This window comes from Marinobacter zhanjiangensis, from assembly GCF_014651935.1.
Lineage (GTDB): Bacteria > Pseudomonadota > Gammaproteobacteria > Pseudomonadales > Oleiphilaceae > Marinobacter > Marinobacter zhanjiangensis.
Genome location: NZ_BMXV01000004.1, coordinates 292,718 through 319,125, shown reverse-complemented (window position 1 = coordinate 319,125; position 26,408 = coordinate 292,718). Strand labels below are relative to the sequence as shown.

The 26,408-nt window shown below is 59.0% G+C and carries 26 protein-coding genes and 1 tRNA gene; 13 read left to right on the top strand and 14 right to left on the bottom strand.

Annotated features, from left to right (window positions below; translation table 11 throughout):
- Positions 1 to 28 precede the first annotated feature (28 nt).
- Positions 29 to 439, bottom strand: coding sequence for a c-type cytochrome (locus IE079_RS10485; RefSeq protein WP_189576113.1), 411 nt, complete (start codon positions 437 to 439; stop codon positions 29 to 31).
- A gap of 287 nt (positions 440 to 726) precedes the next feature.
- Here IE079_RS10485 and IE079_RS10480 point away from each other — a divergent pair, with 287 nt between their 5' ends.
- Positions 727 to 1,062, top strand: coding sequence for a hypothetical protein (locus tag IE079_RS10480; RefSeq protein ID WP_189576111.1), 336 nt, complete (start codon positions 727 to 729; stop codon positions 1,060 to 1,062).
- 68 nt (positions 1,063 to 1,130) lie between these two features.
- Complete coding sequence (locus IE079_RS10475; RefSeq protein WP_189576109.1) at positions 1,131 to 2,129, top strand: phospholipase A; 999 nt, start codon at positions 1,131 to 1,133, stop codon at positions 2,127 to 2,129.
- A gap of 71 nt (positions 2,130 to 2,200) precedes the next feature.
- On the opposite strand, the gene IE079_RS10470 is transcribed toward IE079_RS10475, so the two are convergent.
- From IE079_RS10470 to IE079_RS10460, 3 genes are all read right to left on the bottom strand, one after another.
- On the bottom strand, positions 2,201 to 3,553 hold the full coding sequence (locus IE079_RS10470; RefSeq protein ID WP_189576107.1) for a phosphohexomutase domain-containing protein: 1,353 nt from the start codon (positions 3,551 to 3,553) through the stop codon (positions 2,201 to 2,203).
- A gap of 225 nt (positions 3,554 to 3,778) precedes the next feature.
- Positions 3,779 to 4,255: a bacterioferritin gene (gene bfr / locus IE079_RS10465; protein ID WP_189576105.1), complete on the bottom strand. Its 477-nt coding sequence runs from the start codon at positions 4,253 to 4,255 to the stop codon at positions 3,779 to 3,781.
- Between the two features lie 156 nt (positions 4,256 to 4,411).
- On the bottom strand, positions 4,412 to 4,618 hold the full coding sequence (locus tag IE079_RS10460) for a bacterioferritin-associated ferredoxin (RefSeq protein ID WP_189576103.1): 207 nt from the start codon (positions 4,616 to 4,618) through the stop codon (positions 4,412 to 4,414).
- 197 nt (positions 4,619 to 4,815) lie between these two features.
- Between IE079_RS10460 and IE079_RS10455 the strand changes: the two genes are divergently transcribed.
- A complete protein-coding gene (locus tag IE079_RS10455) occupies positions 4,816 to 5,358 on the top strand; it encodes a YaeQ family protein (protein ID WP_189576102.1) in 543 nt (180 codons plus the stop codon).
- 7 nt (positions 5,359 to 5,365) lie between these two features.
- Here IE079_RS10455 and IE079_RS10450 read toward each other — a convergent pair whose 3' ends face one another.
- Entirely contained in the window at positions 5,366 to 5,875 is a 510-nt protein-coding gene (locus IE079_RS10450) for a DUF2244 domain-containing protein (protein WP_189576100.1), read from the bottom strand.
- A 150-nt stretch (positions 5,876 to 6,025) separates the two neighbouring features.
- On the opposite strand from IE079_RS10450, the gene IE079_RS10445 reads away from it, so the two are divergent.
- Positions 6,026 to 6,102, top strand: a tRNA-Arg gene (locus tag IE079_RS10445).
- A 485-nt stretch (positions 6,103 to 6,587) separates the two neighbouring features.
- On the opposite strand, the gene IE079_RS10440 is transcribed toward IE079_RS10445, so the two are convergent.
- A complete protein-coding gene (locus tag IE079_RS10440; protein ID WP_189576098.1) occupies positions 6,588 to 7,109 on the bottom strand; it encodes a DUF6448 family protein in 522 nt (173 codons plus the stop codon).
- 147 nt (positions 7,110 to 7,256) lie between these two features.
- Here IE079_RS10440 and IE079_RS10435 point away from each other — a divergent pair, with 147 nt between their 5' ends.
- Entirely contained in the window at positions 7,257 to 7,952 is a 696-nt protein-coding gene (locus IE079_RS10435) for a VIT1/CCC1 transporter family protein (RefSeq protein ID WP_189576096.1), read from the top strand.
- Positions 7,953 to 8,027: 75 nt separating this feature from the next.
- Here the strand turns inward: IE079_RS10435 and IE079_RS10430 are convergent, their stop codons facing one another.
- Positions 8,028 to 9,359 carry an ATP-binding protein gene (locus IE079_RS10430; protein ID WP_189576094.1) on the bottom strand — a complete coding sequence of 444 codons (1,332 nt, stop codon included), beginning with the start codon at positions 9,357 to 9,359 and terminating at the stop codon, positions 8,028 to 8,030.
- On the bottom strand, positions 9,349 to 10,014 hold the full coding sequence (locus IE079_RS10425; RefSeq protein ID WP_189576093.1) for a response regulator: 666 nt from the start codon (positions 10,012 to 10,014) through the stop codon (positions 9,349 to 9,351). The genes IE079_RS10430 and IE079_RS10425 overlap by 11 nt, the downstream gene beginning before the upstream one ends.
- A 414-nt stretch (positions 10,015 to 10,428) precedes the next feature.
- Between IE079_RS10425 and IE079_RS10420 the strand changes: the two genes are divergently transcribed.
- The 5 genes from IE079_RS10420 to IE079_RS10400 all read left to right on the top strand — a co-directional run bounded on the left by IE079_RS10420 (position 10,429) and on the right by IE079_RS10400 (position 15,107).
- A complete protein-coding gene (locus IE079_RS10420; protein WP_227712441.1) occupies positions 10,429 to 11,181 on the top strand; it encodes a ferredoxin reductase family protein in 753 nt (250 codons plus the stop codon).
- Between the two features lie 88 nt (positions 11,182 to 11,269).
- Positions 11,270 to 11,662: a PepSY domain-containing protein gene (locus IE079_RS10415; RefSeq protein WP_189576091.1), complete on the top strand. Its 393-nt coding sequence runs from the start codon at positions 11,270 to 11,272 to the stop codon at positions 11,660 to 11,662.
- A 58-nt stretch (positions 11,663 to 11,720) separates the two neighbouring features.
- Positions 11,721 to 12,191, top strand: coding sequence for a DUF2271 domain-containing protein (locus tag IE079_RS10410; protein WP_189576088.1), 471 nt, complete (start codon positions 11,721 to 11,723; stop codon positions 12,189 to 12,191).
- A gap of 22 nt (positions 12,192 to 12,213) precedes the next feature.
- The gene (locus IE079_RS10405) at positions 12,214 to 14,433 is read left to right on the top strand and encodes a PepSY domain-containing protein (RefSeq protein ID WP_189576086.1); all 2,220 of its coding nucleotides are present in this window, start codon (positions 12,214 to 12,216) and stop codon (positions 14,431 to 14,433) included.
- Positions 14,434 to 14,867: 434 nt separating this feature from the next.
- Positions 14,868 to 15,107 carry a hypothetical protein gene (locus tag IE079_RS10400; protein WP_189576084.1) on the top strand — a complete coding sequence of 80 codons (240 nt, stop codon included), beginning with the start codon at positions 14,868 to 14,870 and terminating at the stop codon, positions 15,105 to 15,107.
- 59 nt (positions 15,108 to 15,166) lie between these two features.
- On the opposite strand, the gene IE079_RS10395 is transcribed toward IE079_RS10400, so the two are convergent.
- The gene (locus tag IE079_RS10395) at positions 15,167 to 16,642 is read right to left on the bottom strand and encodes a diguanylate cyclase domain-containing protein (protein ID WP_189576082.1); all 1,476 of its coding nucleotides are present in this window, start codon (positions 16,640 to 16,642) and stop codon (positions 15,167 to 15,169) included.
- A 347-nt stretch (positions 16,643 to 16,989) separates the two neighbouring features.
- Here IE079_RS10395 and IE079_RS10390 point away from each other — a divergent pair, with 347 nt between their 5' ends.
- Both IE079_RS10390 and IE079_RS10385 read left to right on the top strand, forming a co-directional pair.
- Positions 16,990 to 18,219 (top strand): OmpA family protein, encoded by a 1,230-nt coding sequence (locus IE079_RS10390; RefSeq protein WP_189576080.1) that lies wholly within the window; start codon positions 16,990 to 16,992, stop codon positions 18,217 to 18,219.
- Positions 18,220 to 18,532: 313 nt separating this feature from the next.
- Positions 18,533 to 18,748, top strand: coding sequence for a hypothetical protein (locus tag IE079_RS10385; RefSeq protein WP_189576078.1), 216 nt, complete (start codon positions 18,533 to 18,535; stop codon positions 18,746 to 18,748).
- A 93-nt stretch (positions 18,749 to 18,841) separates the two neighbouring features.
- Here the strand turns inward: IE079_RS10385 and IE079_RS10380 are convergent, their stop codons facing one another.
- The gene (locus IE079_RS10380; RefSeq protein WP_227712440.1) at positions 18,842 to 19,624 is read right to left on the bottom strand and encodes an FkbM family methyltransferase; all 783 of its coding nucleotides are present in this window, start codon (positions 19,622 to 19,624) and stop codon (positions 18,842 to 18,844) included.
- A gap of 377 nt (positions 19,625 to 20,001) precedes the next feature.
- Here IE079_RS10380 and IE079_RS10375 point away from each other — a divergent pair, with 377 nt between their 5' ends.
- Positions 20,002 to 21,375 carry a sodium:solute symporter family transporter gene (locus tag IE079_RS10375; protein WP_189576076.1) on the top strand — a complete coding sequence of 458 codons (1,374 nt, stop codon included), beginning with the start codon at positions 20,002 to 20,004 and terminating at the stop codon, positions 21,373 to 21,375.
- A 56-nt stretch (positions 21,376 to 21,431) separates the two neighbouring features.
- Here IE079_RS10375 and IE079_RS10370 read toward each other — a convergent pair whose 3' ends face one another.
- From IE079_RS10370 to IE079_RS10355, 4 genes are all read right to left on the bottom strand, one after another.
- The gene (locus IE079_RS10370; protein ID WP_189576074.1) at positions 21,432 to 22,151 is read right to left on the bottom strand and encodes a polysaccharide deacetylase family protein; all 720 of its coding nucleotides are present in this window, start codon (positions 22,149 to 22,151) and stop codon (positions 21,432 to 21,434) included.
- Entirely contained in the window at positions 22,151 to 23,311 is a 1,161-nt protein-coding gene (locus tag IE079_RS10365) for a glycosyltransferase (RefSeq protein WP_189576072.1), read from the bottom strand. Before IE079_RS10365 ends, IE079_RS10370 begins: the two co-directional genes overlap by 1 nt.
- Before the next feature lie 84 nt (positions 23,312 to 23,395).
- The gene (locus IE079_RS10360; protein WP_189576071.1) at positions 23,396 to 24,550 is read right to left on the bottom strand and encodes a sulfotransferase; all 1,155 of its coding nucleotides are present in this window, start codon (positions 24,548 to 24,550) and stop codon (positions 23,396 to 23,398) included.
- A gap of 50 nt (positions 24,551 to 24,600) precedes the next feature.
- A complete protein-coding gene (locus IE079_RS10355) occupies positions 24,601 to 26,217 on the bottom strand; it encodes a methyl-accepting chemotaxis protein (RefSeq protein ID WP_189576070.1) in 1,617 nt (538 codons plus the stop codon).
- Positions 26,218 to 26,408: the final 191 nt, after the last annotated feature.

Here is a 26,408-nt window from a genome sequence, read left to right as displayed (position 1 = left end):
CCCGGATCAGGCCAGCCCGCCATCAGCCTTACTGGACCTCATCCACCATGTGCTCGACGGCAGCCTGGATCTCTTCATCCGAGCAGGAGCTGCATCCGCCCTTCGCCGGCATGGCATTGAAACCGTTGATAGCGTGGCTGACCAGGGTTTCCATGCCCTTGTCCACACGGTCGCTCCAGGCGTCGGCTTCACCGAACACCGGGGCACCGGCCACACCGGAAGCATGGCACGACTGGCAGGCGGCGGCGTACACATCCTCACCGGAGCGGGGGCCATCGCTGGACGCAGCAGCAGGTTCAGCAGTGCCACAATCCTCGCCTTCAAGGCACACTTCACCCACCGGCGAGATACGCTCACGGATCTGGTCTTCAACGCTTGCCATTACGGCACCGGCGGTCAGGCCGAGGGCAACCAGGGCGGCCGCCAGGACTTTCATCATTTTCACTATGCACCTCTCATCAGAGCATGTTGGGAAGCCAGTCGTTGTTCAGGGCAGATTTTCAGCCCCCCAATAATTGTGTGTGGGCGCATTATAGCGGCTGGAGCCGGGCAAAAAAACCAACAAACCACTAGTGTCCTGCCCGGGTAGTTCGATAATCTACCGCCTAACGCCCTTCAGCAACCCCGGAGAGTCCGGCCAACAAGGCCTTCAGAGGATCAGCAGACGATTGAGCTGCCCGGGGCGGGCACCATCAGAACCCCTTGGTACGCAGCAGCAGGACCGCAATGACAGGCAAACCTTCACAGAATACCCACCCCTGGCGCAAACCTCTTCTGATGGCCGAATTCACGGCCCTGGCGGTACTTGTCGGGTCCATGGCGCTGCTGGGGAGCCAGGAGGGCGATGGCGGCGCCATCCAGGCAGCCTGGTTACTGATCCCGGCCGTGGCCAGTCTGGTGGTTTTCCTGTCGTTTCTGGGGTTGATGTACATTCGCTGGGTGGCCTCCGCGGGGGATGAGGCAGGCGGCCGCCAGAAACTGCTGTTCTCACTGCTGGCGCTGACTCTGCTGGGGGTGTGGGCCTATGCCATAGCCCAAACCTGGCAGAGTCTGCCGGTGTAATTGCCCGTTCATGACCTCGCCATGCCCCGGCGCCCATAATCCAGATTCATTTTGTTGAGGGAACCCACATGAAACAGCGGACACTGCCTGCCCTGCTTGCAACCATCATCGGCGCCGCACCCGCCCTGAACGCGGCAGCTCAGGACCAGAGCCCGGAAACCGGAGATTCGCCTCAGGCGGCCGTTTCCGGGCAGGCAGAGAATCCGGAGCAGGCGATGGATCAATCCGATGCTACTGACTCGGGCGAAGACGCCATGGAGCATGAAGTGGAAGAGTATGAAGCCAGGGAGAGGCTGATCGGAAGCCTGATCGGCGGTTTCGTTCCCTACCAGCCCACCTATATCCTGCCCTATACGTATGTGGACAACCCGAATCAGACGCCCGACAGCCCCAACCTGGGGGAGTCGACTTATGACGCACGCCTGCAGAGCGAGGAAGCCAAATACCAGATCAGCTTCCGGGTGCCCCTGCTCACCGGCATGCTGGATGACAGTACCACGCTATGGTTCGGCTATACCCAGACGTCTTTCTGGCAGGTCTATGACACAGAGGAGTCAGCCCCTTTCCGGGAGACCAACTACGAGCCGGAAATATTCATCAGGCAGCGGCTGGGCTGGGATCTTGGCCCCGGCCAGCTGACTGGAGTGTCTGTTGGCCTTAACCACCACTCCAACGGTCAGTCGGAACCCCGTTCCCGTAGCTGGAACCGCATCAGGGGCAGCATCACCTACACCTATGACCGCTGGTTGTTCATGGTCAGCCCCTGGTACCGTCTGCCGGAAAATGACAGTGACGACAATAACCCTGATATCGAGGAATACGTGGGCTATGCCGACTACATGGCGGTCTACAAATGGGACGACAACCACGTGCTTTCCGCCCGCCTGAGGAACAATCTGCGTTCAGAAGACAACAAGACCTCGGTGGAACTGGGCTACAGCTTCCCCATGGGCGACACCATCAAGGGCTATATCCAGTATTACAACGGCTATGGCGAGAGCCTGATCGACTACAACGAACGCACCCACCGGATCGGTATCGGCATCATGCTGAACGACTGGATGTGAGAAAAGAAGGGCTAACTCGATGTCGGCGCCAAACATTCCCTCTCCCTTGACGGGAGAGGGGCTTTAAAGCGTCAGGCGTTCAGGCGCTCCATTTCCGCCAGCAGTTCGGCAGTCTTCTGTTCCATCAGCGCCTTGTCAGCCCGGGATTCCACGTTCAGACGAACCACCGGCTCGGTATTGGACATGCGCAGGTTGAAGCGCCATTGAGGGAATTCGACACTCAGCCCATCCACATGATTGACCGAGACCGCGTCACGGGCGTAGGTCTCCTCGATGGCCTGGATCACCTTCGGCGGATTGGCGATGGTGCGGTTGATCTCACCACTGGCCGGATAGGCCTCGATACGGGCGTCGATCAGTGACGACAGAGTCTGGCCGGACTGGCACAGGCGCTCGGCCACCAGCAACCACGGAATCATGCCGCTGTCGCAGTAGGCAAAGTCACGGAAATAGTGGTGGGCACTCATCTCGCCACCGTAAACCGCATCCTCGTCCCGCATGCGCTGCTTGATAAAGGCATGGCCGGTCTTGCTCTGAACCGCCTCGCCGCCGGCGGCCTTCACCAGATCCAGCGTATTCCAGGTCAGACGCGGATCATGGATCACCTTGCCACCACCGGTCTTGCGCAGAAACTGGTCCGCCAGCAGACCAACAATGTAATAGCCTTCGATAAAGCGACCGGTTTCGTCAAAGAAGAAGCAGCGATCGAAATCACCGTCCCAGGCAATCCCCATGGCGGCGTTATGTTTCAGTACCGTCTCTGCCGTGACGGCACGATTTTCCGGCAGGATGGGATTGGGCACGCCATTGGGAAAGCTGCCGTCCGGTTCATGGTGTAGCTTGATGAACTCGAAGGGCAGATGTTCTTCCAGGGCATCCACCACCACACCCGCGCCACCATTGCCGGCGTTGACCACAATCTTCAGGGGTTTCAGGGCCGCTGCATCAATGTACCCCAGCAGGTGGTCCACGTAGGGCGCCATCACTTCCAGCGGTTCATGGCGGCCCTGCACCGGCGCGTCCGCGAAAGGCTCCAGCACCCGGTCGCGGATGTCATTCAGGCCGTTATCCGAGCTGATAGGACGGGACTGCGGCCCCACCATCTTCATGCCGTTGTGATCTTTGGGATTGTGGCTGGCGGTCACCATGATGCCGCCGTCCATTTCAAAGTGACTGGTGGCGAAGTAGACGTGCTCGGTACCGCCGAGACCAATATCAAAAACATCCGCGCCAGCGGCCATCAACCCGGAGCTGAGGGCATCGGCAATTTCGGGGCTGGATTCGCGGATGTCGTAGCCGACGATCACCTTGCGGGCCCCGGTCACCTCCACGTAGGCCCGGCCGATCTTCTCCGCCAGCGTTGCATTGAGCTGATCCGGTACACGCCCGCGCAGGTCGTATGCTTTAAAACAGGACAGGTCCATGGCGACTGTTTCTCCCAGTTGGTCTGCGGTAATGGTTCATGCGCTGCCCCCTGAAGATCGAGGGCAATGACATTCAGGCAACAACCAACCCCATTCTAGCCACTTGCAGGTGACAAGGGCACGAAACAGCTGGAAAAATGAAGAAAAAAACCCGGTGGGAACCACCGGGTTCAGTCTGCAGGCGCAAAGGCCATTGCGCAATGCTGGAGCGGCGGCGGAAGAGCCTTACCCGGCGGAGCCTGACTGAAGCTGGATGTAATTCTGGATACCCATCTGGCCGATCTGCTCCAACTGGGTTTCCAGCCAGTCGATGTGCTCTTCTTCACTGTCGAGAATGCTGCGGAACAGCTCACGGCTGGTGTAGTCCTGCACCTGCTCGCAGTAAATGACGGCTTCCTTGAGATCCTTGTGGGCGATCATCTCCAGCTTGAGATCGCACTCGATCATTTCCTGGACATTCTCACCGATCAGCAGCTTGTTCAGGTCCTGCAGGTTGGGCACAGCCTCCAGAAACAGAACCCGCTCGATCAGCTGGTCCGCATGCTTCATCTCATCGATGGACTCTTCGTACTCCTTGTCCGCCAGTTTGGTGATGCCCCAGTCCTTGTACATGCGCGAATGCAGGAAATACTGGTTGATGGCGGTCAACTCGTTGGCCAGTACCTTGTTCAGATGCTGAATGACTGTTTTGTCACCTTTCACGGTCGGGGGTCTCCTCTCAGATGCTTATCGTTTATCCGCCGCAGTGCGGCGGTATTGCACACAAGGATAAACCCAATCCCGGAAAGAAAAAATCGCGTAAGAGAATCGTTTACGTTTGACATGGCGCATTGACAACCGTCGCAATGGCCCGCGGCCTCAGGCAGGCTGGGCGAGCATGTCCGCCAGGGCCAGATAATCGGTGGAGCGACTCTCCCTCAGGATTTCCCGTGCCGTGCAGGCACAACGCCCGCACTGACGACCCACCCCCAGCTCCTTGCCGAGCTGGCGCATGGAACTGACCCCGTTTTCAGCCGCTTCGCGGATTTCCCGGTCGGTCACACCGGTACAAAGGCAGACGTACATAGGCAGAATCTCACACACCGATTAAAGGTAGTGATAATTATTGTTATTCTCAGGAGTGATTGCAACCCACTTTTTAAAATTTGTACGAATCGTCACAGAATGCCGCCGGTCAGGCACCTGTGCCGTGAAAAACTCACGGCGCCAGCCTCCAGATCCGCTACACTCTGCACCATTCCAGGCCCCAAGCGGAGCAGACCATGGCCCTGAAAGCGACCGTATTCAAGGCGACCCTGAACATCGCCGACATGGACCGGCACTATTACGCGGACCACCACCTGACCATAGCGCGGCACCCCTCGGAAACCGACGAACGGCTGATGGCCCGACTGCTGGCCTTTGCCCTGAACGCCGACGACCAGCTGGAATTCACCCGCGGCCTGAGCACCGACGACGAGCCCGACCTGTGGCGCAAGAGCCTGACCGGGGATATCGAGCACTGGATCGAGGTGGGCCTGCCCGAGGAAGACCGAATCCGCAAAGCCTGCAACCGCGCCGACCGGGTCACCCTCTATGTCTATGGCGGGCGTGGCGTACCGGTCTGGTGGGACAAGCATCACAACCGGCTGGAGCGCTTCAGCCACCTGACCGTGATCGCCCTGGCACAGGATGACACCGACGCCCTGGCGGAGCTGGCTGACCGGTCCATGACGCTGCAGGTGAATGTTCAGGACGGTGAAGTGACCGTGGGCAATGAATCCCGGGTAGTGAGCCTTGAGCCGGAGGTGCTCAAGCGGGGTTGAGGCGGAGTCAAAACCGGACGCCCACTATTTCCCGGGTTCGGCGACGAACGGGGAAGCCCTGGCTTTCCAGCAGGCTAACCAGCTGCCGGGAATCCCGCGGGTTAAGGAAGTCCGCCAGAGGCACCTCCTTACCCTCACAACAAAGACAGACCCGCTCCCGCAGCCAGGGATGAGGCTTCTCATCCAACAGCACACGCACAGCCGGGCGCGGCCAGTCCCAACGCCGCTCCGGCCATTGCCGCCCCTTTTCCAGCACTACCCGCGACGGCCCGAAGGTGATCACTTCCTGCCGGCAGCACTGGCGGGCGGTGTACCATAACCCGGCCCCCACCGCCGCCAGCTCCAGTCCGGCAAACGGAATCACCAGCCAGGCACCGGCCAGGCTCATGCCCACCACCACAACGGACGTCAGCGCCACCAGACCAAGCCAGACACGAACCAGAGCCGGCCAGCTGATAGACCGATTGGGTGTCAGCCGGTAACGTACGCCGTCGCTGTCAGATAACCGTTCAATCATGGGAAAAGCCAACCCGGATAAAAGCCGGCGTTATTGCCTTTCATCAAGTATACGCGATGATCGCAAAACGGTATCAAGGAGGGCTGGACAGACCCAATCTGCCCACGTAAGATTGCGCACTCGAAATTGACGCACTAAATGTGCTGTTTACCGCCCGTAGCTCAGCTGGATAGAGCGCTGCCCTCCGGAGGCAGAGGTCTCAGGTTCGAATCCTGACGGGCGGGCCATATTCCATAAAAGAGCCCACCGTGCGTGGGCTTTTTTATGGAATATTGATCGCCCGTCAGCCATGGTGAGAGCCTGTGCTCGACCCGGAGCCCCCGAAGATCGCCCCAAAGGCGATCTGAGTCCATCCTGACCTTTCACGCAACTCCACAGTTTGACGTAGCCACGATTTCGCCCTTTCGCCTACGCTACACGGCAACCCCCTGAGACGACCACACCGTTGAAACTGCACTCAAGCGAGCTATTCTGCACATCCGTAAGATTCAGGTGTGTCGATGGCCATTTATTTTGATCCACCGTTAGCCAATAAAATCACCCCACTATTCATCGTCTAGTGTCCCGTTTGGTTAATCCGATCGATAATGGGCACAGCTAAATTTCCGTCATGGAAGAACTCGCCCACGCTGGTGAGGTCCTCCTTGGCGGTCAGGATGGTGGACCGGTATTCGTAGAGACTGTTGGTTAGCCACCAGTTTTTAAAGGTGCCCTATCCTTCTTCGTGAGAAGCCTCGCCTTTGGCGATGTCGTATATTGCTTTTGCCTGGTGCACGAAATCGATATAGGACCTGACCCAATCACGGGCTGCATCGACACTTTCTCCCGCTTGAGCTTTCTTTTCCATGCTCTCGTTAAACCGCTGTCTGATACCCTCATCTACAGCTTCCTGCAGTAAGCTGAGGAGATCTTCCACCGACCCTGTTTCAATGCACTCGTCTACAGTCCGGACGGCCGGGCCCTCATCCAGGCCTGCGGGTTTCAGTCCTGTATATGGCTCTCCCTCCATCAGTCTGTGTACCCGAACGCAGGTTTCAAAAAACCAGTAATCGGCAAGCTCCCTGGCTTCGTCACCATTTTTTCGTACGTTTAATGTCTTTTCAAAAGCCTGTCTTACCTCCTCCTCTTTATCCTTCGAAATCCAGGGGAAGACTTTAGTTACATCCTGTGTTTCCAGAGCGTCTCGCGCTGCGGTAACGACCGGCCCGTCGACGGTATCGCAATGTGGTGGCATACTATTCTCCATAGTCTTAGATGTATTTATGTTACTAGATTACGTAACTCAGAGTCTTTGCGCAGCGATCCTGGCTGTCAAGGTTCGGAGATCCGTATATTCCAGCATTTCTGCCTCAGATAGGCCTGATTCGGGGATCTTTTACCTATGTCGTACATACACCGGGAACATCACCGTACGCAGCGAACGAGCTGGCTTCGGGCCGCAGTACTTGGCGCGAACGACGGCCTTGTCTCCGTTGGTGCTCTGGTGCTGGGTGTCGCGGCCTCCCAGTCGTCGCCGACGAGCGTTGCCATTGCTGGCGTTTCGGCATGGATCGCCGGCGCCCTTTCTATGGCGGCGGGAGAATACGTATCTGTGAGTTCCCAGGCGGACACAGAGGAGGCGGATCTCAACATGGAGCGCCGTGCGCTCGAACGGCATCCCCAGGAAGAACACACGGAACTTACTAATATCTATGAGCAGCGCGGCCTGGAGCCGGAGCTTGCCAGCAAGGTCGCAGATCAGCTCATGGCCCACGACGCCCTTGGCGCTCATGCCCGCGATGAAATTGGCATAACCGACGTCGCCAGCGCCCGACCGCTCCAGGCAGCGGGCGCCTCCGGGCTAAGCTTCACTGTGGGCGTGGCACCGCCACTTATCGCAATGTGGCTGGTACCGGCCTCCTTGCTCATACCGGTCGTGCTGGTCGTCAGTCTGGCATTTCTCGCTCTGCTCGGTGCGCTCGCCGCCTGGACGGGAGGTGCACCCATTGTCCGCGGGACCTTGCGTGTATTCCTCTGGGGGACGCTCACGATGGTGGCAACGGGCGGTGTCGGCGCCATGCTCGGTTCCGCAGGGTAGACAAGCCTGACGCCACGGCGATAGCGGAACTTTTGCTTAGCGTTGCAGCCATTTCTGGCTGTCCCATTGGTTGTTTCACTTTGCTTCCTTCGAGTTGGTTAGCTCCGCTTCAAAGCCGTCCTGCCGCCCGGTTGCCGGCGAACGAAGATGCAATGTCATACCGGCACCTTTGGCAATCGCGTCTGCGATGGCCAGGCCCAGGCCGGAACCGGCTGCATCCGTTTTTGAGCGTGCAAAACGGTTTCGTAACAGGACGAGTTGTTCTGGTGGCACGATGTCACCGCCATTGCTTACCCTCAACGTACCGTCCTCGGTCATGCTGACCTCCACCGGCTCTTTAGGGGAGCCATGCCTGAGTGCATTTTCAATCAGGTTGCGAACCAGAATGGCGAAGGCATCAGGATCCAGAAAGGAGTTAACGTCACGCTCAGGCAGAGTCAGGCTAATCCGCCCGGGGGTCTGGCTCTCAAAATCCCCAACAATCATCGTCAGTATTGGCACAAGGTTGTGCCGGGTCTGAGATGTTGCGCCGCCTCCTTCTGCTTTTGCCAGTTCGAGCAGCTTTCCGGACAGTTGCGACAGGCTGCGCAAAGCTTCCTCAATCTCGGCAACATTGCTCTTCAGTTGATCGCTTTGGACCTGGGTTTTCAGCCGCTGCGCTTTGGCGAGAGCTGTTGCCAGGGGAGTCCGCAATTCATGGGCGCTGTTGGCGGTAAAACTTCGCTCTGTCTCCAGAGCGCGTTGCAATCGTTCCAGCAACCGGTTGACGGCAACGGCGATCGGCTCAAATTCGGTTGGTAACCGCCTCCCCTCAACCGAGGAGAGATCTCCGACCCCCCGGGATTCTATTGATTCCCGGAACTCGACCACCTCGCGCAGGGAAAGCCGGACGATCCACCAGACACCCATAAGGGTGATCGGGATCAGGACGATCAGAGGCATCAGCAATGCCACACCCGCCTCAAGAGCGGATTCGCGACGGTGAGCCAGGGGTTCGGCCACTTCAATATAGATGGTATCGCTGACGGCAGACGCGCCGTATATCCGGTGGGTCGGTGTGTTTGAAAAACCTTCCTCTGGCAGTTTTCCAAAAACACCGGGATCCGCATCGTGAGACTGGAGCAGAAGGTTGCCCTTTTCGTCCCGGACCAGGTACGTGAGGTATTCGTCATGGTCTTTAAGAGCAGGGGCTGTCTGATTCCCGGTGCCATTTTCCCGGTTCAGGATGTCGGTAACGGCCAGCGGAAGAATACGTTGGGCCGTTTCCTGAAGGGCGCTGTCGAACACCTCGTTCATCTCGTGCTGGGCCACCAGTCCGGAAGCGGCAACGCCCAACAGCCAGAGCAGGCTGACGCCGAGTGTAAGGCCGACGCTCAGGCGTTTCTGCAAGCTGCTTCTATTGGTCATGTGTATCCAGGCGATAGCCCATGCCCCTGACGGTTATGATGGCATCCTTTCCCAGTTTTTTACGCAAACGGCTGACATAAACCTCAATAGTGTTGCTTTCGATTTCTGCTCCGAAGGCATAAAGGCGATCTTCCAGCTGCGATCGCGACAATAACATTCCGGGGCGTTGGATGAAGCCCTCGAACAGGGCCCACTCCCGGGCAGTAAGTTCAACTGGCTGGCCGTTGCGAATGACGCGGTGATCACCAAGATCCACCTCCAGATGACCCACCCGTATCAGCGGGCTCGGATTACCGCGATAACGACGGGCGACAGCTGCCACACGGGCCGACAGCTCCGAAAGATCAAAGGGCTTTACCAGATAGTCGTCGGCGCCGGCGTTCAGTCCTTCAATCCGGTCAGAGACCTGATCCCTGGCGGTAAGAATGATGACCGGTGTCGTATTTCCGTTTGTTCTCAACTTCCTCAAAAAGCCGAAGCCATGGCCGTCCGGAAGTACCAGGTCGAGCAGGATCAGGTCGTAGGCGGTGGTCTGAACACTGGCTTCGGCAAAGCCAAGGGTTTGCACCCAGTCTACTGCGTGGCCATCTTCCATGGTCTGATCCCGCACTGCCTCACCAAGCCCGACAGCATCCTCAACCAAAAGCACTCGCATCGTTCGCCTCTATTCCAGCCCTGGGAGAAAGATACTACAGCCGGAACCTGACAGCAGCCTGAATGGCGTTGAACCTTGTCCTGACACTTCACCGACCTTCAGCTGGCTGTCAGGTTCGGGCGCTAGTCTTCTCCCGACTATTTCAGGATCCGATCGGAGGAGATGTCATGATCCGGATGATTTTACCTTTTATTGTGCTGGTCACCGGTCTCTGGGCCTGGAGTCTCGCCGCAGGGCCGGGCACCGGTTCGCCCTGGGCGGTCTATGAGCAGAGCTTGTTACTGAGCGGGACACTAGCCATCGCGTTGATGTCGCTGGCCATGATGCTGGCGCTGCGTCCGGGCTGGCTGGAAAGACCGCTGGGCGGCCTGGCTCGCTCCGCTGCAATGGTGGCAGCAGCCGATTGGTGTGCTGATGGCCATTCTGCTGCTGGGAGGCAGCATCGCCAGCGGGTTTTCCCTGACTGGCAGAGTTGGCCGTCGGCGTCAGGTTCAAGGCACGATCATCAGTATCAACACCCCGGCCCGGGATGTCACCGAGGTTACCTGCGATTTGGGGCCGGCATGGCACGGACACCGTGCAGGACAATTTGCGTTTGTCACCTTTAACACCATGGAAGGTGCCCACCCGTTCACTATCGCAAGTGCTGACCAGGGCAATGGCACAGTCACATTCCTCATAAAAGCGCTCGGAGACTTCACCCGTAATCTCAGCCACAAAATCAGAGTAGGGCAAACAGTGAAGATTGAGGGCCCCTATGGCCGCTTTAACTTCGACCGAAGAAACCGCAAAGCCCACCAGATCTGGATTGCCGGCGGCATTGGTATAACGCCGTTCCTCGCCTGGCTTGAGGCTATTGACACCACCACGGTGACCGCACCGGAGGCAGACCTTCACTACTGCACCCGAAATGCCGATCAGGACCCTATGGTAGAGCGACTGCGGGAGCTTTGCCGGGATGTTCCCGGCATTCATCTTCAGATCCATGACAGCACCAAAGGTGAGGTTTTATCGGCAGAAAAACTGTCGACGGGGGGGCGGTCATCCAGAGCTGCAGAAGTATGGTTTTGCGGGCCAGAAGGGCTGAGCCAGGCCATCGAAAAAGGTTTGCAATTCACGCCCTTGCGTCTGTGGCGATTCCATAAAGAGGCGTTTCAGTTTCGCTGATTTTTCATTGATCCGAGCCGGTCCCGTTCAGGCCAGTGTCAGGAAAACCTCATAAAGTGTTCATTGTGGATTCAACAGGAGATATTTCATGAAGACCAAACCCGTGATTTTAAGCCTCGCTTTATTGTTGGTGGGCACTCCGCTGCTGGCTGACGATGACTGTGATGATCCGGTGGCCAACTGGCAGCCGCGGGAAAACCTGCGCCAGAAGCTGGAAGGTGAAGGTTGGACGGTGTACCGCATCAAGGTGGATGACGGTTGTTATGAGGTGAAAGGTCTCGTTCCGGCAGGGTTTCGGGCAGAGGCGTCCTTTGCACCGGCCTCACTGAAATTGAGGGAACTGGAGCGGGAAGAAGACGATGATGAGGACGACGACAACCATTATGGAAATCATACACAAAAAGGTGCTGAGGCCAATGGCCAAAGGCCGGCTCGCAGCAATGCCATCATCAAGGGTCGCCCCAGCGTAACGGTTGAATAATCCGGCGGTTCTTTCGGTTTACTTTTTTAGCGGTTCACGTTTTTACCGGAGAGACTGTATGAAAAAGCTCTTTTTTGCGCTGGGCCTGGCGATAGCTGTTGCCTTGCCCGCGCTTGCCCAGGCTCGTGAAGTAACCTTCACGACCGAATTGCTCAACTACGGCGGCGATGGCGCCTACCTGGCGCTTTACCTGACGGATGCTTCCGGCAAATACCAGGGGACGCTCTGGGTCGCGGGCGAGAAATCCAAATACTACAAACACCTGCGCGGCTGGGCTCGTGGCAGCAGGCTGGATCCGGCTGAGTATGACGGACTGACCGGCGCCAGTATAACCAGCGGGCGCACCCTGAAAATCACACTTGACCTGGATGATGCACTGATTGACAGCGGCCACGAGGTCCGTATCGACACCGCCGTTGAGGATTTGCGGGATAATCGGGCGGATGTCGCGGTATCACTGACCAGCGAAGGTGCCGGCAAACCAGTCACCGGGCGCGGTTATGTTCGCTCCTTCCGGTACGATTTCTGAGGGACTGGCAGGAGCCAAGGTGATGTTACGACAATTGCACGGTTTACCGGGGCTGCTTGCGGCGTTGCTCCTGGTGACACTTGCCGCCACCGGAGCAGTTCTCGCCCTGGCGCCTGCCATGGACAGGGCGGCAGCGGTAATCCCGGCCGCCGGCGAGGTGAGTGTGGCGGAGCTGGCAGGACGGGTGGTGGAACACTACCCGGGAACCGAACAGATTGTACGCGGCCCTTCCGGTGGAGTAATCGTGTATTACAGCCGGGACGGCCAGCCTGGGGCCGATCTGGTCAGCCCCTTGACCGGGGAAGGCATTGCGCCCTACGAGCCATCGGCATTTTTTACCTGGGTCAGGGACCTGCATCGCTCCTTTCTGCTGGATGACGCAGGCCGGATGCTGGCTGGGGCGGTGGCCGCAGTTATGCTGCTTCTCTGTATTTCCGGAACTCTGCTGCTGGTCCGCCGGAGCGGTGGCTGGACAGCATTGCTACGGCCGTTACCCGGTTCTGGTGGCAAACGCATCCATGCCGAACTGGCCCGGTTTGCGGTTCTGGGGTTGCTGCTGTCGGCATTGACCGGCAGTTATATGGCCGCGCAGCGATTTGGCTTGCTGCCGGAAACTTCCCAAATCGGGCCAGCTTTTCCTGCAGAGGTCGCTGGTGGCCAACCGGCGCCAGTGGCTACACTGAGCGCCCTCTCGAAAGTTGATCTCAGAGAACTGCGGGAACTGGTGTTTCCCTATCCTGATGACCCTCAGGATGTCTATTCCCTGACAACCAGCGACGGTTTCGGGTTTGTTGATCAGGCAACCGGGGAACTGCTGAAGTACCAGTCCCGCTCTGAAGGTAGCGTGATCCAGCAGTGGATCGTCAGTTTGCATACCGGCGAGGGGCTATGGTGGCTGGGCCTGATTCTGGGAGCGGCAGCGTTGACCGTGCCAGTGCTCTCAATAACAGGAATAACAATCTGGTGGCAGCGTCATCGGGCGTCGGAGCAGTTGCCGGACAATGCTGACGTCTCTCAGGCTGAGGCCGTTATCCTCGTCGGTTCAGAAGGTAACACCACCTGGGGGTTTGCCCGGGCGCTCCGTGCCAGCCTGCATCAGGCCGGTCTTCGGGTGCATTGCAGCGAAATGAACGCCCTGGCGGACCATTACCCACAGGCATCCATGCTATTGGTGCTGACCTCGACCTATGGTAACGGCGATGCGCCGGCATCGGCCCGGCGGTTTATGGCCAGGCTCAGTGAGTTCAGGGAGGGCAAGGCTCTGAAGTATGCGGTGTTGGGTTTTGGTGACAGGCAGTTTCCGAACTTCTGTCAGTTTGCACTGGATGTGGATGCGGCGCTCGCCCGCAAAGGGCTGAGCCGTTTGCATAGCGTTGAACTGATTGATCGGTGTTGCGCGTCGCAATTCAGCGAGTGGGGCGACAGGATCAGTGAGCTTATCCGGACTCCGTTTTCGCTGACCTACGATCCGTTGCCGTCACCCACGGTAAAACTGGAGCTTGTGGAACGGTCGGATTACGGTCTGGCGGTTCAAGCGCCTACCAGTATTCTTCGTTTCGAGGCGGCGGAGCAGCGCGGGTGGCCGAAGTTTCTCCCCCGGGCCCGCAAGGCTCTGCCCTCGTTCGAAGCTGGCGATCTTCTTGGTGTTATACCTCCGCAGGGGCAGGCCGCGCGATTCTATTCTCTGGCGTCCTCGTCTACGGACGGTGTGCTGGAGATATGCGTCCGCAAAAAACCTGGTGGTCTTTGCTCTGGCTATTTGCATGATCTGAAGCCGGGCGACCGTATTGATGGTTTTCTCCGCCACAATCCCGACTTTCGACCAGCAGTCGGTAACACCCCGGTCATTCTGATCGGCGCCGGTGCCGGGATTGGCCCATTGACCGGGTTTATCCGGAAAAATACCAAAGGTAACCCGATGTACCTTTATTGGGGCGGACGCAACTCGCAATCGGATTTTCTATATCAACCGGAGCTGGGGCGCTACCTTGAAGACAATCGACTGACAGGGCTGAATACCGCTTTCTCCAGATCTGATGAGCGCGCTTATGTTCAGGACAAGCTCAGGCAGGATGAGATCGCCGTGCGCCAAATGGTCAGGACCGGAGCTCAGATTCTGGTCTGTGGCGGCCGGGATATGGCCGAGGGGGTAAAGCAGGTCATTGACGAGATTCTAAAGCCCTTACCGGTGGATGTGGAAACACTCCGAGCGGAGGGGCGCTACCTGGAAGACGTTTACTGATGGAAGACCATACGAATATCAACACCCATAGGGCAGCCGACAGCTACCTACCGCCTCACCAAGGAGACAGGATGAACGCACCACACAGTTACTCAGGAACCTCAACCCTCAATCACTGGGCCTTTGTATATTTTCACGGAGGGAGAGGCTATCAATGTCTTCGGCTGGTTCAGCGTTTCTCTGCCGCTGGAATCACTCGGGGTGCTGCACGAGCCAGCTGAAATCGTGCACATCTACCTGGGTGTTTACGTGTTACCCATTCTCATAGGCCTGCATTTTCTGGGAGCGGCCAGACACTACCTGACAAAGCGCCAGGAGACACCCGCAGACCTGTCCCCTCTTGAGCAAGGACGAGGAGACTTCTAAGTCGGCTTTCAAGCTCAACAAACGAACTCACCTGCTCTTCTTCGAAATTCGAGGCCCGGGGTTTGCGGTTGATTTCGTCCATCAACATCGTCAGCCGGGTCGACGGAATGTACAAGCAGTTGCGCGTCGGTCGTCCCCCGCCAATCAGGGGAGAAGAACAGGAAAACTGGATTATCGGGATGGCCCTGGCCACCACCTCATTGGCCTGGCTAAGCGGCTGTTCCGCCCCGAACCAGATTGGCTCACCGAAATACTCGGAATACGAAAACGACCACAGCATGGCGTGGAACCTGGCTGAAGGTCAGTGATGAGGAATAAGGCCTTGCCAGGCGGCCTGGCAAGCGAATAGGCAGAAGCCGGTGCAGGCTTACTGGATAGCCTGGGGCCGGCCCTCCCCGGACAGGGCCCAGGTAGCCTTGCCCTTGTCCTTGGCAACGTACATGGCCAGGTCCGCAGCTTTCATCAGGTCTGTCGGGTGAATGCCATGTTCGGGGTAGAGGCTGATGCCGATGCTGAGGGTAACGGTAAATGGCTGCCCCTCCACGACGACGGGCTCCTTTGAGGCAGCCAACAGCTTTTCAGCCACCCGCACTGCATGGTCCTGATGATCGATATTCTGCACCAGCACCACGAATTCATCGCCGCCCAGCCGGGCCAGCACATCGTGTTCGCGCAAAACCTCTCGCAACCGGCCGGACGTCTTCTGGAGAACACCGTCACCGGTGTCATGGCCCCAGGCGTCGTTGATTTCCTTGAACCGGTCCAGGTCGATAAACATGATCGCGGGCCTGTGACCCGTCCGGCCTACCGATGCAATAGCCTGACCCAGCAGATCTGTCAGCAGGTTGCGATTCGGCAGGCCGGTAAGACCACAGTGAGTGGCCAGGTAATGGGCCCGCTCCTCGGCCTCACGGCGTTTTTCCTCATGTTCGAAGTTCTGAAGGGCAAAGGAAAGGTTGCCGGCCATGCGCACCAGTAGGCCAATGATCTCTTCGTCAAACGCACGCCGTTCCCGTGAACAGAGGTACAAAGCTCCCACAGAGCGTCCATGGCGGATGATAGGCACTGAAGCGGCCGACCTTATCTGCGTGCGGTCCCGCACCAGAGTGTGCCAGTGAGTGGTGCGTGTGTCCTGCAGATAGTCATCTGTGATGCTGGGTTTGCCGGTGCGAAAGGCCTTGCCGATGAGCCCGCGCCCCTCCGGCCGCTGGGGATCTGTTGAGATGACAGCGACCTCCATGGTATCGCGCCCCTTGCCCGCCATCGCCTGCAGTTCCATCAGATCGGAGCCGGGCGCCGGCATCAACATGGCGGCTGTGGTCATGCCCCCACTTTCGATAGCCGCATCACAGACCGCCTGAAACAGTTCTTCCGACGATGAGCTGTGAATGATCGCTTCGTTCGCCGAACTGAGCGCGGCATAGATCTTCGTGGCCCGGCTTGCGGCCCTTTCGGCCAGAATCCGGGGGGTCACTTCACGGGAGACAATCACGATTACTTCCTGACCGCCAATGACCTTGAAACGTAAGTTCGATTCCCACCACCCCCGCCGGGACCTGTCCTTACTGAGCAACAGTTGGGGCTCTTCGGTATAGCCTCTTTCGCCCGCCTGACGGGCACGCTCATAGGTCTCGCGAATCTCTGCCTCGCTCTGCAGAGTCAGCTCGGAAACGTGCATGGACAACAGTTCCTGGAGACCATACCCGGTCATCACACAGGATGTATGGTTTACATAAAGGTAACGGTGCGTGTCGTAGTCAGTGACCAGAACGCAGTCCGGAGAGGAATCGAGGAGTTCTCGAAAATCTCGTTCCGGATCCTTACCAAAGCCATCCTTCGCCATTCCATTCCCCCGCTGAGAACTGACCTACCCTGCTATTTTGACTTACATAACCTAAACATTAGTTTGTTCGGGCCTAAACCGAAATCCAAACATGTCTATTTTGACAGCCTTTTACAGTTTACCGCCCCGGCTCGTGACCAGACTCGTGAAGAGATAAAAGTAAGCAGCTGACGAAAACCTCAAAATACTGTCCGGAATCAGTCGACCACTACAGGTTCTGATAAAGCTCCGCGCCCTTTTCAGCCCGGACCAGCTGTCGAGTTTTGCGGGACCGACTCCCTGACCACAACAAATGCTAGACTGGTTTCATCCAAATATGTCGTTAACAACAACATGAAGGACTCACCATGGCGCGGCGGGGCTGGCTTTCAACAATACTGATCATTCTGCTGGTACTGGCGACCATTGCCGGCGTCTATTTCTATCGATCCCTCAACGAGGACCTGGCCCAGATTGACAGCGCCCGTGAGGAGGCACTCTCCGAGGTTGATCGCCTGCAAGCTGAACTTTCCCGGGCCCGTCAACGCCTGGCCCAGCGCAGCACCAGTGCAGACCGGTTGGAAGCCCAGCTCAATGAAGCACAACAATCGCTGGCCAATTCCTCCGCTGAGCTGGAAGCGTCACTAAGTCAGATCGAAACCCTGGAAGACCGTATTGATGACCTGGAAGCCGAGCTGTCAGCCAGCCAGGCGCTGGCCAGTGAGCGCGGTGACCAGCTGGCCCATAGCCAGACCCGGATCGACGAACTCAACGAGCAGCTGGCACAGCGCGAAGCCCGGATCACTGAACTGCTTGCCAGCCGCGAAGAGCTCGACGTCTCCCTGGCCACGGCCAGGGAGGAACAGATCCGGACCCGTGCCCAGGCTGATGAGCTTTCAGAGGAACTGAAAGCCGCCCGGGCCGCTCTTGATCAGGCCCGCAATCAGCTGGCCCAGAAGGAAAGCACCCTGGAGCAAGTAGCGGAAGAGCGCCAGTCGGTCGCTGAACAGTACCGGGAAGCGCGGGAGCAACTGGCCCTGCAGCAGGCCCGGAGCCTCAGTGCCAGCGAGACCATTGAAGCACTGGAGGCCCGTTTGCAGCGTGAACGCACTGCTATGGATAACCTGCAGACCCAGTTGCAGGAACTGAGCAACGAGAAGCAGACACTGGTATCACGCCTGGAAGACGGCACCACGGTCATCAAACTGCCAGAAAGAATCGTGTTTGATTCCGGCTCCGCCTACATAGGCAAGCCCGGTCGTGAGACCCTGCAACTGCTCGCCACCGCCCTGGAAAGCTTCCCGGACCACCTGATCAGCGTTCAGGGCCACACCGACAGCCGTCCCATCTCCCCCCGCCTGCAGAGCCGCTACCCCACCAACTGGGAGTTGTCTGCCGCCCGCGCCGCCTCGGCAGTCCGGGTGCTGAGAGATACCGGCATAGCACCTGATCGCATGCAGGCAGCAGGCTATGCCGATACCCGCCCACTGGTGGAGGAAACTGACGCCGCCAGCCGTCGCATGAACCGACGCATCGAAGTGCTGCTTTATCCGGACCGTTTCAATATCAAGGCCCCCGCCAATATCACTGCGTACTGACACCACGTTGCGTCACTGTCAGACCGCCAGCTGTGCTTTGACCAGGCGCCGGTCACACCGAGACCTGGTCAGTAAGACTGGCGATGACAGCACGGCCGTGAGTTACACGATTAAACGCGTCAGAGGACGACTGTAACAAACACTTACAATCCTGTGATCCGGTAAATAAGCGAATACCGATACTGGCCTTTTTCAGGCCGTCAAATCGATTGCTCGCCCCCTCGTCACGCCATAAAATTCACCTCCACAGGCAGCTTCTAACGACACTCGGTAGAGCGCAAACCGCCACCCGGAAAACACAAGGCTCTACACAATGGAAAACATCAACGAAATCCGCGCTGCCGAACCCGAAGACATCGCTTTCGATAGCGTTGAAATCGCCGGGCTCGTGGTCCCGCTGCTTTTTGCAATCATGGCGATCGTCCTGGTGGCACTTACCCCGGACTCAGGCTCCACCGGAACAGCTTCGGTAGACTCAAAAACCGCCTCCGAGCGTGCCGAATTGATCGAACAGATCCAGAGACGGTAAAACCGTTCGCAATGACAGCCTGACCTGTTGACCGACAGTGATCGGGCTGCAACAAGCCCCCTCCTGTCCTGGTTACCCCTCCCGACCCGGTTGTCAGGGAGCGCGAAAGGTAGCCTGGTTGGTGAGCCGGGCATAGATATCCCCGGAGGCGATCCCGTCAGCTCCCGCAACAAGCCATTGCCGGATGGACTCCGTATCCTGCCACGAGGGCCAGATAAAACGGCGTTGCTCGCCGGCAATAACATTGAACTCGTAGTGGCCCAGCCTCTCCAGCTCCTCCAGGCATCGCAATGCCTGCTCCAGGGTACCGTTGATAAATTCAAAGGACAGTGCCGGCAGCGGCTGACTCAGCCCCGCCAGTACCTCCACCTCGAAGCCTTCCACGTCAATCTTGCAGAAGCCAGGCCGGCCATACTGTCGTATCAGATCGTCCAACGTGGTGACCGTCACGGTGATCGAGTCTTCCCAGCGCACATGCCGGAAACCAGCCGTGGTTTTGTGCAGCTGTTCGCGCCAGCGGCTGTCCAGCGAGGCCACCGTGGGATTGCGCCGGCTTAGCGCCAGTTCAGCGCTGCCAGGGGCCCGGCCCACCGCGAGTGGCAGGCACACTACCCCGGGCTGATGCCGGGTCAGCCTCCTCAGCCAGCGCAACAGTCGTGGCTGTGGTTCCAACGCCACCACCCGTGCCCCCAGCGCAGCAAACGCGGAGCTGCGATCCCCCAGATGGGCACCGATGTCGAAGACCAGATCCCCGGGGCGGATGAATTCGCGGTAGAGCCGGCGTAAAGACCTCTGGCGCCCGGGTCGTCGATAGATGACAAGGGACCGTAGCAGCCCCAGGCCGCGGTTCAGTTGATCGCTAATCGCAACCCGCAAGGTCACCTCCTTTTTGCGTTCAGCTCAGCTTTGGACACGGGAAGTCGAGCCATGTACGCCTCCCAATTGAGCTTACAACAAGAGACGCCGGGGCCCGAGACGCAGTGAGCCGAATGAGCCTTGATTCACCTCAGGAGAGCTCGAGATGGAAACGGATCGTTGCACAGGCCTCCCTGACCATTGCTGACGTGGTGTTCAAACAAAGGGCGATGCCAGTTACCATGCCACTGATCCAGCTACATCCTGAAACATTGAAACCCAGTCCACAGGGGAGTCCCGGCGATCGAAGCCGGGGCTGAGAGTGTCCCGGGGTGCCGACGGCGCACCAGACAGACCCTGGAACCTGATCCGGTTCATACCGGCGGAGGAAGTGCGACATGATGATGACCCACCTGGCCGCCATTGTGGTGGCACTGTGTCTTTTTGCCTGGCTGGGGCTGCGAGCCCGCAAGACAGCCAACGGTATCGACGACTACATGACAGCCCGCAACAGTCAGGGGGCAGCCACCATAGGCCTCTCCTTCCTGGCGTCCGGCATGGGCGCCTGGATCCTGTTTGCGCCACCGGAAGTGGGCGCGTTTGTGGGCCCGGTGGCACTCGCCGGATACGCTCTCGGTGCGGCACTGCCGTTTATCGTATTCGCCACACTCGGCCCCCTGATACGCCGACAGCTGCCGCAAGGGCGCAGCATCAGCGAGTTTGCCGAACAGCGATTCGGCAAGGGCATGCGCCGATGGGTATCGCTGATTTCCGTTCTCTATATGCTTTGCTTCCTGGCGGCGGAACTGACCGCCATCGGCTCGATCACCGGGCTGCTATCGGAGCTGAACGGCCAGCTTGTGATTATTGGCGTAGCGGTAACAACGTTGATCTACACAACCTGGGGAGGGTTGCGGGCCAGTCTCGCCACCGACCGCTGGCAGGCGTTACTGCTGATGGCATTGCTGGCCGCCGTTCTGTTTGTCGACTGGAAGCACCTGCCTACGATGGCGGAGCCTGCCGAGCTGCCTGGCATTCCTTTCTGGAGTGCGGTCAGCGTGGCCCTCACCCTGGTGCTTGCGGTGACAGCGGCCAACCTTTTCCACCAGGGATACTGGCAGCGCGTCTGGGCGGCGCGGGATAGCGCATCGCTGTGGAAGGGGGCAATCCTCGGTGGCGGCACCACCATCGTTGTGGTGGCAGTGGTGGGTACGCTCGGCATGAGCGCGGCCATGGCGGGGCTCGACCTGGGCAGCCCACCGATTCCGTTCTTCGCACTGCTCAGTGAGGCGCCACCGTGGCTGGGAGCGGTGGCACTGGTGCTGGCGGTTACCCTGGTCGCATCCTCAGTGGATACGCTCCAGAACGGTATCGCATCGCTGGCAGTGGCAGAGAAGAAGGGGCTGACTCTGACCTCCGCCCGTTGGGTGACGGTGGCCCTGATGGTGCCGGTTGTTGCCGTCGCGTTGCAGGGCGTGTCGGTTCTGCGTCTGTTCCTGATCGCGGACCTATTGTGCGCGACGGCAATCATTCCGGTTTTGATAGGGCTATGGCCCCGGGTCACAAAAGTCGCCGCGATGGCCGGTGCCCTGGCTGGCCTGGCTGGTGCAATCCTGCCCAACTGGATAATGAGCGGCAGCCTTTCCGAGGCACTCTATACCGCCAGCTTTCCCGGTGGCGCGCCGACGCTGGCGCCGTTTGCCGGCGCAATACTGTTCTCAGGCGGCGTCACTCTGGTGCTGACCGCTTTGCAGGGTCGTCGGTCAGGCTGACGAAGAAGTCCCGACCCGCAGATACTGTCTGTGACTCGGGAAGAATGACTTCAGGGTCAGAGCCGGGGCAAAGACAGGGAGAGAGCATTCTGCACCGACACCAGGGCGGCTTGCAGATCCTGCGGCAGATGCAATTCCGCGTCGTAGGGATGAATCGCAATGCGTACCGGTTGGCGCCGCCACCGTGCCAGACACAGTTGCACGTTATTGATCAACCGCAGCATCAGGGCCCGGACGGTAGTGTCCGCCTCGAAGCCGATGACCGGCATACGGAAAAACCGGTCCCGCTCCGCGTCATAGATCCCGGTCAGGGTTTCGTAGTAGCGAAATGGCAACCTACGCAGCGCCGGGCGCCTCATGGGCCCCAATGCCCAGGCGGGCGGTACATAGAGCTCCGGCGGCTCCAGGCCCTGTTGCTCAAACCATAGATAGCTGGCCCGGATCAGCGCGGCAATGGAATCCGTATCCAGGGAAAGGTGCTCCGCCGCATCACGGGAAAGCAGCGCACTGTGCAGGCGATGATAGACTGTACGCGGCGGTGCGCACTGATGACACCAGCCGTGGCCGGCGAGAGGGTATCCCTGACGCTGTAATGAAGCCAGCCAGGCCCGGTCCCCTGCGGACCAGTCCCGGCCGGGAACCACCAGTAACAGGACCGATCGCGCGGGCACTGACGCTGGCATCCGGTCCAGCAGTGCCTGGACCCGTTGCCGGGTTTCCGGCATCACGTCATGAATCGAAATCAGTGCCTCTAGCCTGTTCCCGCAGACATTCATCACGAGGCTCGGGCACCGAGACGGCGCAACAACCCCAGGGTAGCGGACGGCGCAGGCCGCTCAGGGGCGCGCAGGGCGGTCTGGCCCAGCACATCCTCCCAGCTCGCCAGGGTCTCGTCATTCACCGCAACCGCCAGTTGGCGACCGCGTCTGGCCAGCCCGGTGCGCCATGCCGGCTCCAACTGCTCGAGCCGACGCAGGCCCTGGTCGAGGGTCTCGCCCTCACCCAGCGGCAGAAGGCCGCGGGCCAGTCCGGGCCACTGATTGATGCCGCAGGCATGCGAAGTAATCACCCAGCGCGCACGAGCCATGGCTTCCAGTGCCACCGTGCCGAAGGCTTCCACCGAAGAGGGCAGCATCAGCACGTCATGGTTGTCCAGAAAGGTCATGACCTCATCGCGGGAACGCCAGCCCGCGAAAAACAGGTTGTCCAGCCGCTCGGCACTGGCCTGGACCTCACCCCGCAAAGGGCCGTCGCCGAGTACCGTGAAGGTCAGGTCCGGACGACGGGCTGCGAGTTCCAGAAAGGCCCCGATATGCTTTTCAGCGGCCAGCCGCCCCACAAATAGCACCGACCGTACGCCGTCGCGGGGAGGCTCGGCCGGGCAGCGGATGAATTCACTGGCCACCGGTGTACCCACCAGATGCGGCCGGGCCACGCCAATGGCTCGGGCCTGCTCCATCATGGTCTCACTGATAGTAACCACGGACGATGCCCCATGGAACATGGCCAGATTGAGCCGGTCGAGCAGTCCGCAGACCAGTCGTGCCAGCAATGGCCCCCAGTACAGTTGCACGAGATGCGTGTAATCGGTCTGGAAGGTTACGCAGACGGGAACGCCCATCTTGCGGGCCAGCCAATATCCGCCCAGCGAAAAGAGGCCGGGGCCTGGAACCACCACCACATGAGGCTGCATCTCTTCCATGAGTCGGGTCAGTGCGCGCATGTGCGGGAAAAACAGGCGTTGGGTGGTGTCCCCCGGCATCGGGAGAGAACCGCCCTGGCAGAAATGGGGATCATCCAGTGACGGTGCGACCAGCTCTGCGCGCTCAATGCGCTCGCTCAGCAGGCCCACCAGGTCCTGATAGTAGGTGCCCACCCCATTGCGACCCTTGATGGCGTCCACGACGAAGAGTATGCGCAGGTTTTGTGTCTCCATGACTTAATTCTGAGCCTGTTACATGTCGGAAATATTACCGATGCAACGGGACAGTCAGACCAGCCAGTGACAACACCCTGCGAATCACAGTTTTTCAGACTCAGGCAAGGGGTAGCCCAGATGCCGGTAGACAAAGCCGAAATCCCGCGCCAGGCGTTGCGGGGACAGCGCTACCCCGGTCAGTGAATACTGGTGACCGCTCTGGTAATGCCGGGTGCGCGTCTCCTCCTTTTTCAGCGCATTCTCGAAGGCTTCGCCCGGCGTCCATCCGAACTGCTGGTAGAGGGTTATCACGCCGGCATTGGGGCTGGGCGCCAGCTCTTCCAGCAGCACCCGTGCGTGCCGGCACCCGGGCAGATGGGGCAGCGTCTCGAACAGATGACGGTAATAGAAGCAGAGCATGTCGGTAAGCCGGTCGCGCCAGTAATCCGCATCAACGTCGCGGCCACGGAAGATGCGCGCCCCCACCAGAATGGAATTGATCTGCGAGGGCACCGCCCGTGTGGGGTTGCGGAAACAGGCCACGAAACGGGCATCCGGAAACTCCGCCGCCAGGCTTTCGATCAGCGGCGTAAAGGAGGGGTTCTTGGACAGCAGGGTCCGCTCGGGGCCGTGAAACCAGAGATGTCGCTGAACGATCCCCCGGTAGAAGCTCAGGATACGGCGTTTCTCCCGCGCGGAAAGCGCACGGTCGCCCCGGGCCAGGCGCCAGAGCCGCTCGTCCGGCAGCGGCAGCACCAGCAGGAAACAGCCCAGCACTGGTGCCAGGGCCAGATAATCCTCCTCCGGAGCCGCCAGGCCGGTGCTGTGGATATCGTCCAGCTTGCCCAGCACCCGCCGCTCGAAACCTGCCAGCAACCGGGCCAGGGGCGCGCCTGCCAGCCGGTCGAGTCGTGCAAGGCCGAGCCAGAAATAGCGCTGGGTGATGGAGGGCGCGAACACCAGTTCCCACAACGCCGTGGTGCTGAATCGCTCATCCAGTGCCAGCAAACGGTGCAGAAACGTGGTGCCGCTGCGGGGTACGCCAATGACAAACACGGGGTTGCGGATGCGGACATGGCGGTAACCGGGAAAGAACAGGCGATCCAGGGCCAGCCCGGTGCCATTGATCAGCAACAGGCCCAGCAGCAAAGGCCAGAACAGCAGCAATACCAGCCAGCGCCGCCACAGTTGACCTGCTGGCTGGTCCGGTGCCGGCAGCCATGAGCGAAGGAAGAGCACCAGGAACTCTCTCGGCATGCTGATCTCCTGTTCTTCAGGAACTCCGGACCGTCAAAGCAACGACAACCTCAATCATCCGCAGACGTACGGAATCGGGCTGTAAGATCTCTCATGGAAAGCGCTTCCCGTTTCAGTGCCACGCTGACTTCCCTGCTGCCCGCCACACTCTGGGCCAGGGTCGCCGCGTGAGCGTCAAGTTCCGTAGAGCGACGGCCAACCCGGTCGATTTCCTCACGTTGAAGTGTCAGGGCTTCATTAATACTCGCACTGCGACGCTCCAGATCCGAAAAACGATGGTTCATGGACACGAGGTGTGCCTTGAGCTCTTCCAGGGTCTGGCGGTTGCCGAGTCCGGCTTCCTTCATTTCCGTAATCTGGTGATCAACGCCGTTGACTCCTGCGACCAGGTCTCCCACCCACTGGCGGATTTCGACGGTGGAATCCGCAGTACGCTTTGATAGGGTGCGGACCTCGTCAGCAACAACCGCGAAGCCGCGGCCATGCTCGCCCGCTCTCGCGGCCTCGATCGCAGCATTCAGGGCCAGCAGATTCGTTTGCTCGGCTATGTCAGCGATCACACCAATAACCTTCTCGATCCTGGAAGCCGATTCCGTCAGCTCCTGAATCGACGCGGATACCCGACCAATGACATCAACCGTATGCTCCGCCGCCAACTCACTCTTTCTAAGGCCAGACTGAATGTCAGAGTTTGCATTGACGGCCGATCGTATGGTGTCCCTGGACTCCCCGGTCGATGTCTCGATCGCGGAGGCCTGATCAGCAATAGACTTCATTGAATTGCTGACATCCTGGATCTGGTGTCGGGTTGTTTGTGAGGCGGACTCAAGCTCCTCCGCCTGGGTATCCAGACGTTCGGATCGTTCGTTAACACTTTGCGAGACGTCGCGGATATCGCCAATGAAGATCTCAAAGCGGCCAACCAGACGAATCAGTGCCGCGGCGACCCCTGCAACCTCGTCTTTCCCGGTCACTTCCGGTGGATTAGCCAGGTCCGAACGCTCCTCCATGGCGCGAAGATCCTGTTCAATACGCTGCAATCGAATGATGACAATTTTTCTCAGCCAAAGAGTCATCAGCGCAATGACAATCAGGAAGATAACAAAGCCGGTGATCAGGGAAGTCTGCTGGCTTCCGAGATAGTCCAGCAGTTCGCTGGATTCCTGGCCAATCCGCGCACGACTGGCCACCTCCCGCTCGCTGATGCTCTCGAGCATTGGCGACAACGCAGGGAAAAGATCAAAGTCCACGGCTTTACCCGCCTGATAGTAGCTTTTTTCGTCGATTCCCTTTTTCAGCTTTTCCATATACAGAAGCACGGGCTCGAAGACAGCCGCCTGTTCAGCGGCCCATTGCCCCAGCTGGGGATTCCGTTCAATGGCACGCCACTTGTCGGGAATCGACTCCGAAAGTGACGCAAATTCCCCTTCAATTTCATCCCAGAGCAGCAACTGACCTTTGACCTTGTAGGAAAGATCCTGCAGGTGGCGTAGATCCTGTTCCAGGTCGTTCAGAAGCCAGGACTCCGTCAGGCGATTCTGTATCAGTTGTTCGGCGGCATTTTCCGCCTTGATGATGATTGACCAGGACAGCAGGGCGAGGGTCGAGAGTGCGAAAACCGAGAGAAACGAAAAAAAGAGAATCCTGCTACGAACGGTTCTGAGCATGGTGCCCCCATAGTCAAATGAGAGGCCGATACTGCGTACCTTTCATGACACTTGGATGACACTTGCTGCCAGCAGCGAGTGTTCATGGCAGAAAAATGGCGAGCCTCCCGGCAAAAGAAGCCAGTAATACGTCAAACTGAAACATTGCGGTCATATTTCTTACACACCATGTCAGGCGTAATCTCGAGACT

Coding starts and splice junctions, on each gene's coding strand:
- IE079_RS10485 (WP_189576113.1), bottom strand. CDS start 439: ATGATGAAAGTCCTGGCGGCCGCCCTGGTTGCCCTCGGCCTGACCGCC.
- IE079_RS10480 (WP_189576111.1), top strand. CDS start 727: ATGACAGGCAAACCTTCACAGAATACCCACCCCTGGCGCAAACCTCTT.
- IE079_RS10475 (WP_189576109.1), top strand. CDS start 1,131: ATGAAACAGCGGACACTGCCTGCCCTGCTTGCAACCATCATCGGCGCC.
- IE079_RS10470 (WP_189576107.1), bottom strand. CDS start 3,553: ATGGACCTGTCCTGTTTTAAAGCATACGACCTGCGCGGGCGTGTACCG.
- IE079_RS10460 (WP_189576103.1), bottom strand. CDS start 4,618: ATGTACGTCTGCCTTTGTACCGGTGTGACCGACCGGGAAATCCGCGAA.
- IE079_RS10455 (WP_189576102.1), top strand. CDS start 4,816: ATGGCCCTGAAAGCGACCGTATTCAAGGCGACCCTGAACATCGCCGAC.
- IE079_RS10450 (WP_189576100.1), bottom strand. CDS start 5,875: ATGATTGAACGGTTATCTGACAGCGACGGCGTACGTTACCGGCTGACA.
- IE079_RS10440 (WP_189576098.1), bottom strand. CDS start 7,109: ATGCCACCACATTGCGATACCGTCGACGGGCCGGTCGTTACCGCAGCG.
- IE079_RS10435 (WP_189576096.1), top strand. CDS start 7,257: ATGTCGTACATACACCGGGAACATCACCGTACGCAGCGAACGAGCTGG.
- IE079_RS10430 (WP_189576094.1), bottom strand. CDS start 9,359: ATGACCAATAGAAGCAGCTTGCAGAAACGCCTGAGCGTCGGCCTTACA.
- IE079_RS10425 (WP_189576093.1), bottom strand. CDS start 10,014: ATGCGAGTGCTTTTGGTTGAGGATGCTGTCGGGCTTGGTGAGGCAGTG.
- IE079_RS10420 (WP_227712441.1), top strand. CDS start 10,429: ATGGCCATTCTGCTGCTGGGAGGCAGCATCGCCAGCGGGTTTTCCCTG.
- IE079_RS10415 (WP_189576091.1), top strand. CDS start 11,270: ATGAAGACCAAACCCGTGATTTTAAGCCTCGCTTTATTGTTGGTGGGC.
- IE079_RS10410 (WP_189576088.1), top strand. CDS start 11,721: ATGAAAAAGCTCTTTTTTGCGCTGGGCCTGGCGATAGCTGTTGCCTTG.
- IE079_RS10405 (WP_189576086.1), top strand. CDS start 12,214: ATGTTACGACAATTGCACGGTTTACCGGGGCTGCTTGCGGCGTTGCTC.
- IE079_RS10395 (WP_189576082.1), bottom strand. CDS start 16,642: ATGGCGAAGGATGGCTTTGGTAAGGATCCGGAACGAGATTTTCGAGAA.
- IE079_RS10390 (WP_189576080.1), top strand. CDS start 16,990: ATGGCGCGGCGGGGCTGGCTTTCAACAATACTGATCATTCTGCTGGTA.
- IE079_RS10385 (WP_189576078.1), top strand. CDS start 18,533: ATGGAAAACATCAACGAAATCCGCGCTGCCGAACCCGAAGACATCGCT.
- IE079_RS10375 (WP_189576076.1), top strand. CDS start 20,002: ATGATGATGACCCACCTGGCCGCCATTGTGGTGGCACTGTGTCTTTTT.
- IE079_RS10370 (WP_189576074.1), bottom strand. CDS start 22,151: ATGAATGTCTGCGGGAACAGGCTAGAGGCACTGATTTCGATTCATGAC.
- IE079_RS10365 (WP_189576072.1), bottom strand. CDS start 23,311: ATGGAGACACAAAACCTGCGCATACTCTTCGTCGTGGACGCCATCAAG.
- IE079_RS10360 (WP_189576071.1), bottom strand. CDS start 24,550: ATGCCGAGAGAGTTCCTGGTGCTCTTCCTTCGCTCATGGCTGCCGGCA.
- IE079_RS10355 (WP_189576070.1), bottom strand. CDS start 26,217: ATGCTCAGAACCGTTCGTAGCAGGATTCTCTTTTTTTCGTTTCTCTCG.